Annotated in this window: 17 protein-coding genes; 5 read left to right on the top strand and 12 right to left on the bottom strand. The window is 46.6% G+C overall.

Features of this window, described 5'->3' with window-relative positions:
* Positions 1-40 precede the first annotated feature (40 nt).
* A complete protein-coding gene (gene pgsA, locus WF803_RS07255; RefSeq protein ID WP_489610838.1) occupies positions 41-619 on the bottom strand; it encodes a CDP-diacylglycerol--glycerol-3-phosphate 3-phosphatidyltransferase in 579 nt (192 codons plus the stop codon).
* A gap of 11 nt (positions 620-630) precedes the next feature.
* The gene (locus WF803_RS07250) at positions 631-3,006 is read right to left on the bottom strand and encodes an FtsK/SpoIIIE family DNA translocase (protein WP_489610837.1); all 2,376 of its coding nucleotides are present in this window, start codon (positions 3,004-3,006) and stop codon (positions 631-633) included.
* Between the two features lie 211 nt (positions 3,007-3,217).
* On the opposite strand from WF803_RS07250, the gene yidC reads away from it, so the two are divergent.
* Positions 3,218-4,147, top strand: coding sequence for a membrane protein insertase YidC (gene yidC / locus WF803_RS07245; RefSeq protein WP_489610836.1), 930 nt, complete (start codon positions 3,218-3,220; stop codon positions 4,145-4,147).
* 62 nt (positions 4,148-4,209) lie between these two features.
* On the opposite strand, the gene WF803_RS07240 is transcribed toward yidC, so the two are convergent.
* Together WF803_RS07240 and WF803_RS07235 are read right to left on the bottom strand one after the other, a co-directional pair.
* Entirely contained in the window at positions 4,210-5,286 is a 1,077-nt protein-coding gene (locus WF803_RS07240; RefSeq protein ID WP_489610835.1) for a sensor histidine kinase, read from the bottom strand.
* Positions 5,286-5,975, bottom strand: coding sequence for a response regulator transcription factor (locus WF803_RS07235; protein ID WP_489611910.1), 690 nt, complete (start codon positions 5,973-5,975; stop codon positions 5,286-5,288). The genes WF803_RS07240 and WF803_RS07235 overlap by 1 nt, the downstream gene beginning before the upstream one ends.
* A 135-nt stretch (positions 5,976-6,110) precedes the next feature.
* Here WF803_RS07235 and WF803_RS07230 point away from each other — a divergent pair, with 135 nt between their 5' ends.
* On the top strand, positions 6,111-6,269 hold the full coding sequence (locus tag WF803_RS07230) for a hypothetical protein (RefSeq protein ID WP_489610834.1): 159 nt from the start codon (positions 6,111-6,113) through the stop codon (positions 6,267-6,269).
* A 56-nt stretch (positions 6,270-6,325) separates the two neighbouring features.
* Here WF803_RS07230 and thiI read toward each other — a convergent pair whose 3' ends face one another.
* The 7 genes from thiI to WF803_RS07195 form a co-directional block, all read right to left on the bottom strand.
* Positions 6,326-7,537 (bottom strand): tRNA uracil 4-sulfurtransferase ThiI, encoded by a 1,212-nt coding sequence (thiI, locus tag WF803_RS07225; RefSeq protein WP_489610833.1) that lies wholly within the window; start codon positions 7,535-7,537, stop codon positions 6,326-6,328.
* A 10-nt stretch (positions 7,538-7,547) separates the two neighbouring features.
* Entirely contained in the window at positions 7,548-8,684 is a 1,137-nt protein-coding gene (locus WF803_RS07220; RefSeq protein ID WP_489610832.1) for a cysteine desulfurase family protein, read from the bottom strand.
* Between the two features lie 83 nt (positions 8,685-8,767).
* Positions 8,768-10,474 carry a septation ring formation regulator EzrA gene (locus WF803_RS07215; RefSeq protein WP_489610831.1) on the bottom strand — a complete coding sequence of 569 codons (1,707 nt, stop codon included), beginning with the start codon at positions 10,472-10,474 and terminating at the stop codon, positions 8,768-8,770.
* Between the two features lie 117 nt (positions 10,475-10,591).
* The gene (rpsD, locus tag WF803_RS07210) at positions 10,592-11,206 is read right to left on the bottom strand and encodes a 30S ribosomal protein S4 (protein WP_489610830.1); all 615 of its coding nucleotides are present in this window, start codon (positions 11,204-11,206) and stop codon (positions 10,592-10,594) included.
* A 251-nt stretch (positions 11,207-11,457) separates the two neighbouring features.
* Positions 11,458-12,144, bottom strand: coding sequence for a 5'-methylthioadenosine/adenosylhomocysteine nucleosidase (locus WF803_RS07205; RefSeq protein WP_489610829.1), 687 nt, complete (start codon positions 12,142-12,144; stop codon positions 11,458-11,460).
* A 15-nt stretch (positions 12,145-12,159) separates the two neighbouring features.
* Positions 12,160-12,396 carry a hypothetical protein gene (locus WF803_RS07200; RefSeq protein ID WP_489610828.1) on the bottom strand — a complete coding sequence of 79 codons (237 nt, stop codon included), beginning with the start codon at positions 12,394-12,396 and terminating at the stop codon, positions 12,160-12,162.
* Positions 12,374-12,937, bottom strand: a complete 564-nt coding sequence (locus WF803_RS07195; protein WP_489610827.1) for an NUDIX hydrolase — start codon at positions 12,935-12,937, stop codon at positions 12,374-12,376. The genes WF803_RS07200 and WF803_RS07195 overlap by 23 nt, the downstream gene beginning before the upstream one ends.
* A gap of 140 nt (positions 12,938-13,077) precedes the next feature.
* On the opposite strand from WF803_RS07195, the gene WF803_RS07190 reads away from it, so the two are divergent.
* The 3 genes from WF803_RS07190 to WF803_RS07180 are packed head-to-tail and all read left to right on the top strand — an operon-like array spanning position 13,078 to position 15,157.
* Positions 13,078-13,653, top strand: a complete 576-nt coding sequence (locus tag WF803_RS07190) for a 5-bromo-4-chloroindolyl phosphate hydrolysis family protein (protein WP_489610826.1) — start codon at positions 13,078-13,080, stop codon at positions 13,651-13,653.
* A 15-nt stretch (positions 13,654-13,668) separates the two neighbouring features.
* Positions 13,669-14,865: a toxic anion resistance protein gene (locus WF803_RS07185; protein WP_489610825.1), complete on the top strand. Its 1,197-nt coding sequence runs from the start codon at positions 13,669-13,671 to the stop codon at positions 14,863-14,865.
* 46 nt (positions 14,866-14,911) lie between these two features.
* The gene (locus WF803_RS07180; protein WP_489610824.1) at positions 14,912-15,157 is read left to right on the top strand and encodes a GlsB/YeaQ/YmgE family stress response membrane protein; all 246 of its coding nucleotides are present in this window, start codon (positions 14,912-14,914) and stop codon (positions 15,155-15,157) included.
* 44 nt (positions 15,158-15,201) lie between these two features.
* Here the strand turns inward: WF803_RS07180 and WF803_RS07175 are convergent, their stop codons facing one another.
* Positions 15,202-15,423 (bottom strand): cold-shock protein, encoded by a 222-nt coding sequence (locus WF803_RS07175; protein ID WP_489610823.1) that lies wholly within the window; start codon positions 15,421-15,423, stop codon positions 15,202-15,204.
* Between the last annotated feature and the right edge of the window lies 1 nt (position 15,424).

The following is a 15,424-nucleotide window of genomic DNA, read 5'->3' as shown; positions in this document are numbered from 1 at the left end:
TAAGCCAATATACGTCAAACCGTCGTCTTTTCATGCAAGATTAAAATTTAAAAATATGCCGACTATCATATAAGTACTTGCCCCCCGAATACAGGGTTAAAAGCAAAGCCAATAATAGGCAGAGCCGGCCGAGGGAAAAAGGTAAGAAGCCGAAAGGCCAGTCATCGAGTAATAGTAAAATAATGGCCAGCATTTGCGTGGCCGTTTTAATTTTCCCCGCCATTTGGGCCGCTAAGACTTGGCCATTCTCCACGAGAATTAGGCGCAAGCCTGAAATAGCCAGTTCACGCATAACAATCAAACTGACGATCCAGGCTGACGCTTGCCCCCACTGTACCAGGGAGATTAAGGCGGTCATCACCAGCATCTTATCCGCAATGGGATCCGCAAATTTCCCAAAATTAGTGACCAAATGGTAACGCCTAGCGAGCCAGCCATCGAGCCAATCGGTCACACTGGCAAGCACAAATATCACCGTACAAACGAGCAGGGGCCAGGGAATACTGCTGCCCCAGGCCTCGAGGCGTAAGGTTTCTAGCATAATGGGCCACTGGGCAAAGAATAAAAATACCGGAATTAAAATGATGCGAGTGAGGGTTAAGCGATTAGGTAAATTCAATGGTCTCCTCCTTATGACGGCTTCTGTTCTGTAGCTGCAGCCTCAGGACTGGCCTCTTCCAAGTAAACTTGCCGCGGCTTACTCCCTTCTTGCGGTCCGACCAGCTGCTGACTTTCTAAATCATCAACTAAGCGGGCCGCCCGATTGTAGCCAATTCTAAACTTACGCTGCAGCATGGAAATCGATACGGTTTCCCGTTCTTTCAAAAAGTTTAAAACATCGGGCCAGAGTTCATCCAATTCTTCATGATCAACCCCTTGTTCATCTTCCACCGGGGTCATTTCTTCAAAGTAATGAACTTCTTGCTGGCCTTTGACAAAGTTACTGACGCGCTCCACTTCTTCATCCGTAATGAATGCTCCCTGCACACGAATCGGCTTGCCTTCGCCCATGGGCATGTAGAGCATATCGCCACGTCCTAGTAATTTTTCCGCCCCGTTTTTATCCAAAATGGTCCTAGAATCAGTCCCACTAGAAACAGCGAAAGCAATACGGGAAGGCACATTACTTTTAATAATACCGGTAATAACATCAACCGACGGACGCTGGGTGGCTAAAATCATATGAATGCCCGCTGCCCTTGCCATTTGCGCTAGGCGAGTAATGGCAGCTTCAACTTCCTTGGAGGCGACCATCATTAAATCCGCTAGCTCATCCACAATAACCACGATAAAGGGCAAGGCAGTCGCTTCTTCCCCCTCTGCCGGCGCCATTTTATCTCGATGCGCTTGCACATGTTCATTATAACCAGAAATATTTCTGGTCCCCGTCTGGGCAAAGAGTTCGTAGCGCCGCTCCATCTCAATAACCACCTTATTTAAAGCTTGTGCTGCTTTTCTGGGATTGGTGACCACAGGCGTCAACAGATGGGGAATATCATTATAAACATTCAGTTCGACTTTTTTGGGGTCAATCATCATCATTTTGACTTCATTGGGTTTAGCCTTCATCAAAATGCTGACGATAATGCTATTAATACAGACAGATTTTCCTGAACCGGTTGAACCCGCAATAAGAAGATGGGGCATTTTCGTCAGATCAGCCATTTGAATGCCACCATTAATCGTCCGACCTAAAGGCACTTCCAGTAAGTTTTGAGTATCCGTATCTTCTTCAACGCTTTCCCGAATCGACACCAAGCGGACGTTTTGATTAGGCACTTCAATCCCGATCACACTTTTACCGGGGATAGGGGCTTCGATACGAATGTCCTTGGCCGCCAAGGCAAGCGCCAGGTCATCAGCCAAATTTGTAATCTTAGACACCTTCGTGCCCACAGCGGGCTCAATTTCATACTTGGTCACCGCCGGCCCCATCTGCGCCTTGACAACGTGGGCATCCACATTAAAACTTTCGAATGTTTCATCCAGTTTTTGGATGTTTCTGTTAATAATTTGGTATTCGGGAGATTGGTCGGTGCGCTTCCGCTTATCCAAAAGGTCCACCGTGGGTAAGGTATAAGCCGGATTCTCCTCCTCATAATGAAGAGTGATTTCCTCTTCATCTTCGAGGTTAGCCTCGGGATTTGTTTTTTCCTCGGTCCCTAGGTCAAGGGGGAGATCAACAGGTGCCTCCTTCTCCTTATCATCAGGGCCAATAATTTCAACCGGCCGGCGTGGTTGTTTATCTTTTTCCTGAGTTTTTCGCGTGGCCTCTTCCGCTTCTTCCTGGGCTTTTTTGTTTTCGTGGGCAGCAGCAACCCGTTTTTGCCGTTCGGCAGTACTAGGCTTTTTTTCTTCTTTGGAATCAGGAAAAATATCATACCAAAAAGCCTTAAGATTTTGGCCAATTTCTCTAAGCTCCAAACTCGCCCAACCGGCACTGAGCACTTCAAAGCCAGCCTGGGTGGCTTGCATTAAGTCCTGCCAGCTAATATGAAAAATATAGCACAGCAAGGCTAAGCCAGCGATCAGGGAAACTAAGTAACTGCCGCTCACCCCAAAAGTAAACGATGTCAGGGTAAACAAGCTGGCCCCCAATAAGCCACCTCCCATGGGAAAATGGCTGTCCTGGCTCATGTTAGTTAGGCCATTAGCAAAAGTCACCGGTATAATTTCCGCACTGTCAGAAGCCAGGCCGCCATACGCCATAGTATGTAAAACTAAAGCCGCAAGCATAAGTAAGCCTAAGCTCCCCTTGAAAATGCGACTCTTAAAAAATGATTTCTTTCCTTTAAGTAAAATAAAGATGGCCAAAACCATCAAAAGGATAAAGGTTAAATGCGCGAGGCTGCCGACGAATAAGCGCCCCAAATTCATAATAAAACGGCCGACAAAGCCCAATTCCAACAAGCCGAAGCCGAGAAAAAATAAGCTTGCAGCCGCATAGAGTTCGCTTTGGTAGCGGCTATTTTGCCGACGTCGCCGGCGTTGTTTACGTTTTGCCATATTCCTGCCTCCCAAGCTCTTAAGCTTCCTTCATTATACTATATATTGTGGAAAATAAAAATTGACCCTGCCCACGGGAAAATGAAAACCCTAATAGTGGCAAATGCGTTAAAAATCGGCCCTAAGACTGATTTCATCGGCAGCTGTTGAATTAAAAGTGTATTTTCTGTAGAATAACAGAGTATGATAAAGAATAAAAGGACGTGAAAATTTGTTTAAATCAAAAAAACAACAACCACGACGTCTGCTCAGTCTATTCTTGGGCCTGAGCTTATTTTTAAGTGGTTGTGTGAATCCTAATAAACCCGATAGCCTAACTTTTAAACTACTCGCCGTCCCCATGGATAAACTTTTAAATTGGACGGCCCATTTCTTTAACGGAAATTACGGGCTGGCGATTATCATCATGACCTTACTGGTTCGCTTGATTCTCTTGCCCCTCACAATGAAGCAAATGCGGGAAACAACGGCCCAAGGTATTCGCATGCGGGCCTTCCAACCCCAGCTCAAAGTTTTCCAAGAACGGCAAAAAGCCGCACAAACCGAGCAGGAAAAAATGCAAGTTATGCAGGAGCAACAGAAATTTTTTCAAGAAAATAATATCAGCATGCTCGGTGGCGTCAAAGGCTGCCTTCCTCTCTTGATTCAGTTACCCATCTTTACGGCCCTTTATTCGGCGATTCGGGTGAGTGATAACATTAAAAATTACACTTTCCTAGGCATTGCCTTAGGTAAGCCAAGTATTGTTTTGGGTGTTTTGACGATTTTACTCTATGCCCTTCAATCTTGGATTTCCTTACAAGGCATCCCCGAAGAACAGCGGCAAACCATGAAATGGTCCATGTTATCCATGCCGATTATGATGGCCTTCATTGTCTTCACGACACCAGCTGGTTTAACGCTCTACTTCTTCGTGTCTGCCCTCTTATCCATCCTCCAATCCGTTTATACGACTTATATCTTCCGCCCACGCATCACAGCCCAAGTGGAAAAAGAAATGGCAGAGAATCCGATTAAAACAGCCCCCATCAGTCCCCGCCAGGACGTGACCCACACGGCTGACCAAGAAACGGAAAACAAGAAAGCCATTCATAAGCCCAAGAAAAAACGCCGTCGCAATGAAGGCAAGCAAAAGCGCTAGGCAAAAAAACCTAAGTCCCCATGAGGGTCTTAGGTTTTTTTCATGTCTTTTTTCATACCAGCCTAGGACGCTTCGGAAGCAATTAACAAGCGAATATGGAAAATCGTCCCCACGCCTAAGGCACTTTCAACCGAAATTTCTCCCTGGTAGCCTTCAATTAATTGCTTGGCGATCGGTAAGCCTAAGCCATTGCCGCCCGCTTCCCGAGAGCGAGCTTTGTCAATGCGGAAGAAGCGGTTAAAGATATGGGCCTGATCCTCTGGCGCCATGCCTTCCCCAAAGTCCTGCACGGCTATTTCGACAAATTTAACTTCATCACTAGAAACGGACAAATGAATTTCAGCTTCTTCATCGCTGGAGTATTTCACCGCATTGTCGAGGAGGATTAAGAGGCATTGCTCCAAATGACTTTTGGCCATTTTAACCTGGTAAGGTAATTTTAAATCACATTCCAAGTAAAAATGAGCTTGGGGATAGAGAATTTTAAAATTTTCCACCACTGCCGATACGACCGTCAAAACGTCACAGCTTTCATTAGTGTAATGAACATCAACTTGGCCGGCCCGCTGCAGATCAAGCATTTCTTGCACTAATTTCTTCATGCGTTCAATTTCACTCAAAGCCGAAGCAATGGATTCCTCCAAAACCTCGGGATCGCGCTTGCCCCAGCGCTCTAACAACTGCAAATGCCCTTGCACAATGGCGACCGGCGTGCGCAATTCGTGGGAAGCATCCTCAACAAAATGCACCTGCTGATCGATATAATCACTCATCTTATCAAGCAATTGATTGATGTTTTGGGAAATATCGGTCAGCTCATTATTCTGCTTCATCAGTAGCCGAGTATCGGAGAGGGATAAGGTTTCCTGGTTAATTTCTTCCAGGGTGTCTTTCATGTTTAAAATCGGTGCAAGTAGGTAGCCAGCGAGTCCAAAGCCCACGAGCAAGGCGAGTAAAAATGATAAAAGGAACAGCCAAACCCACGTGCTAAGCGGCCAGGCACTAGAACTCAGGAAGGCGAGCAAGAGGCTAAAAAGCAATAAGGCCCCCCAAAGGACTAAGGTTAAATGCAGTCCCCACTGCCGCCAAATTTTACTGGGCCAAAATTGCTCGCGCAGGCGGGAAAAATAGCCTAACATTAGCGTTCCGTCCTCATCACATAACCGGTTCCGCGCACAGTTTGAATGTAGCTCGGTTGATTCTCGCGATCAATTTTATTGCGCAAGTAGCGAATATAAACATCCACCACATTGGTTTCAACCTCAGTATCGTAATGCCAGACTTTGTTGAGAAGGTCTTGGCGCGATAGGACGACGTTGATATTTTCCATCAGTGCCACCAGCAATTCATACTCCCGCTTGGTGAGATCGATCACCTCATCGCCGCGGTAGACAATGCGATTTTCCTTCTCCACCACGAGATCTTCAAACGTTAGCTTGGTTTGCTGAATTTGATATTCTGATTCAGAAATATTGATGCGACGCAGTAAGGCCCGCATACGTGCCAGCAATTCCTCAATGGCGAAAGGTTTTACGATATAGTCATCCGCCCCTTGATCCAAGCCGGCAACCCGATCAATCACAGAGTCCCGGGCGGTCATAATAATGACCGGTGTATTCTTCTCATGGCGTAGGCGGCGGCAGACCTCATTGCCTGATAATTCCGGTAGCATCAAATCCAAGAGCAGAATATCCCAATTCTCTTCCAAGGCTGCTTTCAGGCCCGTGCGGCCGTTATAGCATTTTTCGACTTCATAACCTTCGTACTGCAATTCTAATTCTAAAAAGCGTGCTAAATTTTTCTCATCTTCAATAATGAGCACACGCATGCCTTTATTATCTGACATAATTTTCTATCCACCTCATTAGCTGCTTTCCCTTGCTTACATATTTTTACGTTCTATACTATGATATAATATTAATGACTCAGTTGAAAGCTAAAATCTTAGAAAGTGGGAAGAAGTATGAAAAAACGCGAAAATTCTGTAGATAAAGCTTTAAAGCGGAAGCAAAAACGTAAAAATCGCGGGAAAATTTTAATTTGGATTGGCCTGATCGCTATTCTGGGCTCGGTCGTTTTTGCAACCGGCATTGCCCTCTACGGTTATTTTTCGGCCATGTAAAAGTCGGTTTCGCCGGCTTTTTATTTTTAGTAAAAAACCCGCCACCGCGGGTTTCCTTACAACAGTTCACTAAAGGTATCCTTTTGAGGTGCTGCTTGCCAGCGCAAAATTTCTACCTCACATGCCGCTACCGTACGTGCGACTAAGCCCTCAATATCCAAGGCCTCCTCGAATTTTTCCACTTCTTTTAAGCGCGGCTTTGTTTTCGGTTGTGGAGGCGCAAAAATGGTGCAGCAATCTTCATAAGGAGCTTGCGATAAATCATGCGTCCCAATGTCTTGGGCTAGGGCAATAATTTCTAATTTATCCATGGTGACAACGGGCCGAATCACGGGGGTTCGGGTGACGGCGTTAATGCAAGCCATACTCTCTAAAGTTTGCGAAGCTACTTGTCCAATCGATTCCCCATTAATAATCGCTAAGGCCTCGTGCTTCGCACACAAGGCATCACTGACACGCATCATCAGCCGGCGGGTGACAGTCATGAGATATTCGCTGGGCACTTTAGCTTTTATTTCTTCTTGAATTTCAGTAAAAGGCACAACGGTAAAAGGCAGCCAGTTGCTGTAGCGCGTTAAAGTTTGAGCCAGGTCCCGAGCATTTTCGGTCGCCTGTGGGCTCGTATAGGGCGGGGAAGCAAAGTGAATGGCAAGGGGACGAATCCCTCGTTTCATCGCTAAATAGCCCGCAACGGGCGAATCAAAGCCAACAGAGAGCATCAAAGCCCCCTTAGCGCTGCTGCCCACGGGTAAGCCACCCCGGCCCGGAATAAAATTCGTATTTAAAATGAAATCCTGCTGGCGGACTTTTAGTCGTAAAGTTAAGTCAGGCTCTTCCATTTGTACGGTCAGGTTGGGAAAGGCCTTGCCAATCACTGAGCCTAAAAAGCTATTTAGGGCATAAGTATCATGTTCATAGCTATGGTCAGCCCGTGAGGTAGCAATTTTAAAAGTTCGCGGGGCTGATTTTTCCAGTTCTTCAGCCACGAGAGCTTGAGCCTTTTGGGCTAGGGCATCTAAATTACGGGGCAGGGTATAAACCACCCCATAGCTTTGAATGCCGAAGACGTCCGCAAGGCGTTCTAAAATTAGTTCCTTAGCGGCTTCCTCCGCCGTAATAAAAAGAAAATCAAATTCCCCCCGTACTGTTAATGGTTTGACATCGTATAAATGCTCTCGAATATTATCGGCTAATTGCCGGATAAAGCGGCGTTTGTTTTTTCCTTTGACTGATAGTTCACCATAACGCACTAAAATATTGACTTCCATGTGCCCTCCTTTAAAGAATTTTCTTGAATTTATCAATTAATTGATCAAAGCTTTGGCAAAATTGCTGTGCCTCGGCGACCGTGTTTTGTGGTCCAAAACTCAAACGGATAGCCGCCTGCGCTATTCGCATCGGCACATGCATGGCGAGCAAACTGCTGGCTACTTGCTGCTGGCGGCTCGAGCAGGCACTGGTGGTAGAAACATAAATGCCCTGCTCTTCTAGAGCATGCACCAAAACCTCCCCTCGCACCCCCGGCAAGGCCAACGTTAAAATGTGCGGACTGCCCGCTTGGGGGCTTAAAATTTTAACCAAGCGATGTTTACTATAATGCTTTCGAATGAGCTCCTGCATGTCTTGATGTCTTTTATTTTCTGCTTCAGCCTGGTCGAGCGTCAGGCGCATGGCCTTGGCCGTCCCTACAATCCCCGGTAAGTTCTCCGTTGCTGCCCTTTGCCCCGCTTCCTGGCCGCCCCCATAAATAAGGGGCTGAATTTGCCGCTCACGTTTTTTCACCAGTACGCCCACGCCGCGAGGGCCATTAAATTTATGGGCAGAATAACTGACAAAATCCACTCGGGGATGAAAGAGCACTGGACTCACCTTGCCCAAGCTCTGCACCCCATCCACATGCCAATGCAGGTTAGGATAGGGGGCCAAGATATCCGCTACAGCCGCAAAATCCAGGACCACCCCAACTTCATTATTAATGCCAATGGTACTAAGCAGGGTCGTCTCTTTGGTTAAGGCCTGTTTCAAGGCCTTTTGGTCAAGCTGGCCCGCTTCATCGACTGGCAAGTAAGTGACCTGAAAGCCAGCTGCTTCTAAAGCCTCAAAAGTTCGGCGCACGGAGGGATGTTCGATTTCTGTCGTGATAAGGTGCTGGCCACGAGCCTTTTTAGCGAGAGCGGTGCCTCGAATCGCCCAGTTATTGGCCTCACTCCCACTGCTCGTAAAAAATACTTCCTCCTTTTGGCAGCCTAAAACTTCGGCACATTGCGTCCGGGCCGCCTGCAGTAATTCCTGGGCTTGAACGCCTAAAGCGTGTAGGCTGGAAGGATTGCCAAAATACTGAGTCATCACCTGGCTAAGCGTTTCGACCACCTCAGGAAAAGGTTGAGTGGTCGCACTGTTGTCAAAATAAATCATAATTCCCTCCTATCTCAATTTGTAAAATAGAAAACCCGCCTGCTAATTTTAGCATGACGGGACTTCGAACTGAACGAGCCATTTTATTGTTTATCCTGCCAAAGTTGGTCAATTTCCTTTGACCCTTCCGGATTAATTTGATCTACCGTCGTTAAAATTTCTTCAAGGGCTTGGTCATAATCATAACGTTCATTAAAGTAATAACGGGACTTCTCAATGGCTTTGGAAATTTCTGGGTGGGTGGACCGGTAGCGATTGGCATATTGCGTCGCCACTTCGAGCTTATCCACACAGGCAAAAATGTGGTCAATTTCCTCCGTCAGATAAGTCAGCAGTTCCTTTAATTCCCCTTGCTCTTGATGGATGGCCGCCATATCCAATTTAACGCGATTCATCTTCTTACGCAAGCTTTTTAAGAGATCTTCAGCGGCAAAATAACGGTCCAAGTAGTCCTGTTTAAGCCCAGGCAAGTGGTAACGAGAAACTTGGCGCATAATCTGCCGTAGGGTCAATTCATTGCGGTAGAGCTCGGTTCGGGCTTGGCGCTCTTCCTGCTTCAAGGTCCCCAAACTCGTCAGTAATTCCGCTTGGGCATGATCAATCTCTTCTAATTGCTTGAAGGTATCCTCATAGCGAGTTTGCATGTCCGAATAAGCAATGCTTTGATTGCCTAATTGCTGGTCCGTGCGATCAATGGTGTCTTTTAAGCGGTCAATTTCATCCGCATAATCTTGCAGGGCTTCCTTTTCGCCATTGACCAAGACATAATTTTGTGAAATGCGATCCAATTCTAAAAGGTCATTGCGATTACTCCGGTGCACCTTCGTCAATTGCTGCTGCATGGCCCCTTGATGGCTTTCCACATAGCGTTTGGCGAGCAATTCCACTTCCATAAGCTCATAGCAGCGATCAATTTGAATTTCAGCACGCTTCATCAAGGCCCGCGCCTGATCTAAATCCGCATTGGTAATCGCCAGCCGGGTATTATTCACAATTTTATCTGCTTCCGCAATCTCCTCGGCGACATTAATGTCCTTGGGGAAAAGGAACTCTTCTTGCTTCATCCGCTGGTAACTTTCGTCAAGTTCCTCCAACTGCTCGAGGTAAACATCGTCAATCGTCGTGAGCAGCTCCGGAATTTCTGCCATCATTTTCTCTAGGGTATTAAGATCATCTTCGATTTGCGTGAGCACATCACGGGCGGCGAAAAAGTCTCCCTCATTGGTCTGATCATGAAACTTCGTAAAATCCAATTCAATATAGGAAAGATTTTCGGTCAATGTTTCCTCAGACGGCCCATAGGCATAACTGTGGGCGAGCAATTGCTTGCGAATTTGGGTGTAGCGGTCATAGAGCAGCTCTTGCTGCCTCTCATTTTTTTCTTCCTGGCCGATGATTTCATCAAGGCCCTTTTCTAAGCTCTCCATGCGCTTTTGAGCTTTTTGCAGCAAACGCTCCACCTTGTCGCTCGTCTGCCGCGCTCTAACAAGATGGTATTTTTTCGTGTCCGTATCCATGGAAACCAAGGCGGCTTCAATTTCTGGCAATTGATACTGGGTCATCGAACGCCAGTCGGCTTGAATATTTTCAAAGGCCCGCTTGGTATTGCCGGTCACGGCTTTATTCTTTAGGGTGTATAACTTATCAGCAATCGGAACGGCGAGCAATTTCTGGTTCTTCTCTGTTAAGGTCTGATTAATTTGCTGCTGCTGACGGCTTAAGTAATTCACTAAAGCATAGCCTAAAATAATAATGAGCACCAGAACAAGCAAGCCAATCATAAAATTCATACTGCCTTATCCCTCCAATCTTAGTATCATTTTAAAACAAGATTGTTCCAAAATAATATTTACTGACTCGCTAAAGATATAAATAAAGCCACTGGCAGGGCCGGTGGCTAATGTAACTTATGACAATTGGTTGTAGTACTCAACAACAAGTGCCTCGTCGATATCTGGGTTCATTTCATCGCGTTCAGGTAAGCGTACCATTTTACCTGACAATTTTTCTTCATCAAATTCAACGTAAGGCACATGCCCGTAAAGGCCTTCGACTGAGTTTTTGATGATTTCAAGGTCTTTGGATTTTTCTTTAACGCTGATCACTTGATCAACATCCACTAAGTAGGAAGGAATATCCACACGCTTATCATCAACCAAAATATGACCATGGGTGACTAACTGACGAGCTTGACGGCGCGTAGAAGCTAAGCCGAGGCGGAAAACTAAGTTATCCAAACGGCTTTCTAAGAGGATCATGAAGTTAACCCCTAGTTTACCTTCTTGAATTTTACCGGCTTTACGGAAGAGGTTACTAAATTGTTTTTCCGTCATTCCGTAGATAAAGCGGAGTTTTTGTTTTTCTTGTAATTGTAGGCCGTATTCAGAAAGGCTCTTCCGACGTTGGCTAGGGCCGTGTTGGCCGGGCGCGTAAGGACGACGGGAAAGTTCCTTCCCAGTTCCTGAAAGAGAGATTCCTAAACGACGTGATTTTTTCCATGATGGTCCAGTATAACGTGACATTTTCATTCCTCCAATTAATTTTAGTCATGGAGTAAAATAATCACGCAATTGATCGCATTCGTGCAGTACTGCCGACGCTTTCCCTTGTTGCAGCCGCAGGTACTCACTTCACCGTTGTGGGCAGGCTGTTGACGAGCTTGCTTCAATTGAGCTGCATTATTTTACACAATATGAATCATACCAAAACGCCCTCTTGGTGTCAATGTTTACGCCCTTAATTTCGCATTTTTCTCATTTTAAGCGGCCAAATATTAAAGGGGCTGCTCATCTAAAAAAGCGAGGATCACTTCCGCACTTTTCTGGCCAATCGCCACGACAAATTCCTCATAGGTCATTTCTGAACCTTCATCGGAAACCACCCGTGACAATAGGAAAGGCAAGTTAAAATGCGTACAAACCTGGGCAATAGCGGCGCCTTCCATTTCCGCCCCTAAGGCTTGGGGGAAGTGGGCTTGCACCCGATGGACGGCTTCTTTCTCCCCTAGAAATTGATCACCGGACACTAATAGACCGGTAACCACTTTTTCCCCTTTTTGGGCGAGCAATTTCGCCAACTGCGTCCGCAAAGCAGGGTCGGTTTTAAAGCTGGCCGGCTCACCATCCATTTGGCCCCATTCATTCTGAAAGGCAGTGACATCCACATCATGGTAGCGAACTTCTTCGGCTAATAAAACGCTCCCCACCGGTAAATCAGCCTGCAAGCTGCCGGCGGTCCCCGTATTAATCACCAAAGCCGGGGCTTTTTGAGCAAGGAGGGTGGCAGCCATGGCGGCATTCACCTTGCCTACCCCAGAGCGCGCTACACTCACTTGGTAGCCTGCATAAGTTCCGCTCCAAAACATCATGCCGCCCCGCTCTGCCGTTTCTAAGTGGGCCAAGGCTTTTAAGTAATGACGAATTTCTGTTTCGACCGCTGCAATAATGGCAATATGTTTCAAGCTAAAGCTCCTATCTTAAACAAAAAATGCTAGTAAAGTCACCACAAGCAGGCCCAAAACAACGAGGCCTAAGCCCCAATTCAGGTAAAAATCAAGGCTGCGCGAGCTATTTTCAACTTGCTCCGCCTGGGACTTTGATCTTGGGCTTTGAGGTTTTTGCCTAGCCCTCCGCCCTTCCCGAGGCTTTAGGCTTGCTCTTTTTTCTTGGTATTTTTGGTAGGCTTCCCGACTAATGAGTGGCTTCTTCGCCATGGCCTCCCATCCTTTCTTCAAGGCTAGCTGTTTGAATGGCATAAGCTGTTTTTAAGTCCTTAATCTCTCCGGCTTGTAATGCTTCCGCTGCTTTTTCCAGGGGCCAAACATCGACTTCGATGTTTTCTTCGGCGTCCGGCGCTTTGGGGTTTTCCATCCGCCTTAAATCTTTAGCCAGGTAAAGGGTCATGCTCTCATCTAAGCAGCCTGGACTGGTGTAGGTGGTCGCTAGCTTTTGCCAGTCCTTAGCCGCGTAGCCCGTTTCCTCTTCCAATTCCCGCTGGGCAGCAGTTAAAGGCTCCTCACCCGGGTCAATCAGGCCCGCTGGAATCTCCCAGAGACTCTCCTCCACGGCTTTTCGGTACTGGCGCACCATGAGGATGCCCCCCTTCATCAGTGCTAAAATACCAACTGCCGGCGCATGGCGCACAATTTCTCGCCAAGCCCGCTGGCCATTGGCTAATTCAATTCTCTGGCGCTCTAGCTGTAAAAAATTCCCTGAAAAAACGGTTTCCTTACTGATTGTTTTTTCGCTTTCCAAAAGGATCCCTCTCTCACTTAAGTTAACTCTACTATACCAAAACTTCCCCGCCCCCTGGCAAATTACGGCTTAAGGCTGATGGCTTGGCGTCCTATCTTTGCTATAGTAGAATTGAAAAAAGTTCAGAACGGGGGAGCCACATGGATATAAAGAAAAGTTTCGAGAACCTCTTATCCGCACCCATTAATTTTATCATGCTTGCCTTGGCTTGGGCAATGGGAGCCCAGCTATGGAGTACGTTATTACTACTATTTTTAGGAAATTTACTTTGGGTAAGCTGGCGGTCCGGTCCCAAAAAACGCTCGCACCCGCATCAACTCACCCAAGAAAAAATCCAACACTACCGCGCACACGGCCTTAAACAAGAAGATATGCACTACTTTAGGCAGGAAATGCAAGCCACTTTGGAGAAAATCAATTATATCATTGCCCATCAAAAAGATGATGCGCATATTGCCCAATTGGTGGAGCAATTGTCACTGATGCCCCTGCTCAAAAATTTCTTCCAGCAGTTGACGGCCCAACCGGAAAAATTGAGTGCCGCCGCCGCATTTCGTTTTGGCTATTTGGAAGACCTCTACCAATGCTTCCAAGCGATCGCTAGGCAGCACGCGACGGCCGAACCTAAGCAGCGCGCCCAATGGACGGAAGATATTATTCAACTAACAAAAGCCATTGCGCTGGAATATGAAAAATTCCTACACAAGAATGATTAACGGAGGACTGGTAAGATGTCGACGGAAAAATCGGACCAATATTTTGCACAATTACTGGCTGACCCTTTTGGCCAAGCCGATGATTTAAGCCTGCCAGCCGAAAGCAAGGCCCAAGCCAAGCCGCTTTATGAAAACTTAAGTGAGAAGGAAAAAAAGCAAGCCCAAGCGATCGCTAAAATGCTGGTGAGTGATAAAATGAACAGCATTGCCGACTACGGGGCCAAGGCCCAGCAGCAGCTGGATCGCTTTGCCCATGGCATGTTAAAACGCGTCCAAAGCAAGGATACCGGAGAAATTGGCGAAAATTTACGCGCACTCATGGTCAAACTAGAGCGGGCTGATCTCAAGCAAACGCTCCAGCAGGAAAAAAATCCCCTCAGACGCTTGTTCAAGCGGGCAGAAACTTCTATTTACGAGCTCAATGCGAAATTTCAAGAAGTAGCGGTTCAAGTGGATCGTATCGCCCAGCAATTGGACCAGCAGCAAAATATCTTACGCCAAGACAATGAGCATTTAGAAGGCTTGTACCAGGAGAATCTACAGTATTTTAAAGTTCTCAATGTCTACATTGCCGGCGCAGAATTAAAACTCCAAGAGCTCAAAGACAGCATTATTCCCCAAAAAACCCGCCAGCTGCAAAAGGAAGCCTCGCAGCTTGAGGCGCAGAAGTTGGCAGATCTGAAAGCTTTCACCAATCGCTTAGATAAGCGCGTCTATGACTTGAAGGTGACACGGCAAGTGACCATCCAGCAAGCCCCCCAAATTCGCCTGCTCCAAAATACGAATCAAGCTTTGGCCGAAAAAATCCAAGCCTCGATCCATACAGCCATCCCCCTGTGGAAAAATCAAATGGCTATTCAATTATCTCTGAACCGGCAAAAAGAAGCCCTCAAAGCCCAGCGTGCCGTGAGTGAAACGACCAATCAGCTCATGCGTAAAAATGCCCAACTCCTCCACCAGCAAACCACAGACATTGCCCGTGAGAATGAGCGTGGTGTGGTGGACTTAGAAACGCTCACCACGGTCCAAGAAAATCTCGTCCAAACCATTCAGGAAACCTTCGACATTCAGCAAGCTGGCCAAATGAAACGGCAGGAAGCGGAGTTGGAACTGCAAAATATGGAAGCAGAGCTTAGAAATTACCTCCTCGAGCAAATGACGACGGGCCGGCAAAAAAATGAGGCAAAAATAGAAACAGATCATTGGGATTAAAAAACCAGTTATTGTATAATGAAAAAAAGAAAAGAGGTGAAAAACTATGGGCTGGATTTGGACATTAATTTGGGGCGGCATTGTCGGCGCTATTGCTGGCTGGCTCGTCTCTAAAGATATCCCTGGCGGCATCATTGGCAATATCATCGCCGGCTTAATTGGTAGCTGGATCGGTGGTAAATTAATGCCGAATTTTGGACCAGTATGGGGCGATATTGCTATTATCCCTTCCATTATTGGTGCGGTTATTTTAGTCGTGGTGGTATCCTTCATTCTGAAGAAAATGCAATAAGTTAAACAATAATAAAGGAGTCTGGCCGAGCCAGACTCCGTTTTTTATTGGCCTTGAGGTCTTACATTGACCGCCTGCGGGCCACGTTCCCCTTCAGCAATTTCAAATTCTACACGTTCGCCTACCCGTAAACCTTGGTGTTTCGCTTCAGACTGGAGGGCTTTAGCGTGAACAAAAATTTCTTCTTCCCTTTCGTTGGCTTGGTCGAGGCAAATAAAACCAAAGCCTCGCTTTTTATCATAAGTAGTCACTTCTCCCGTGTACATC

The sequence above is a fragment of the Aerococcus sp. BD502 genome, from assembly GCF_057919555.1.
The sequence above is the reverse complement of the archived record's forward strand: the minus strand, read 5'-3'. Positions and strand labels throughout refer to the sequence as shown.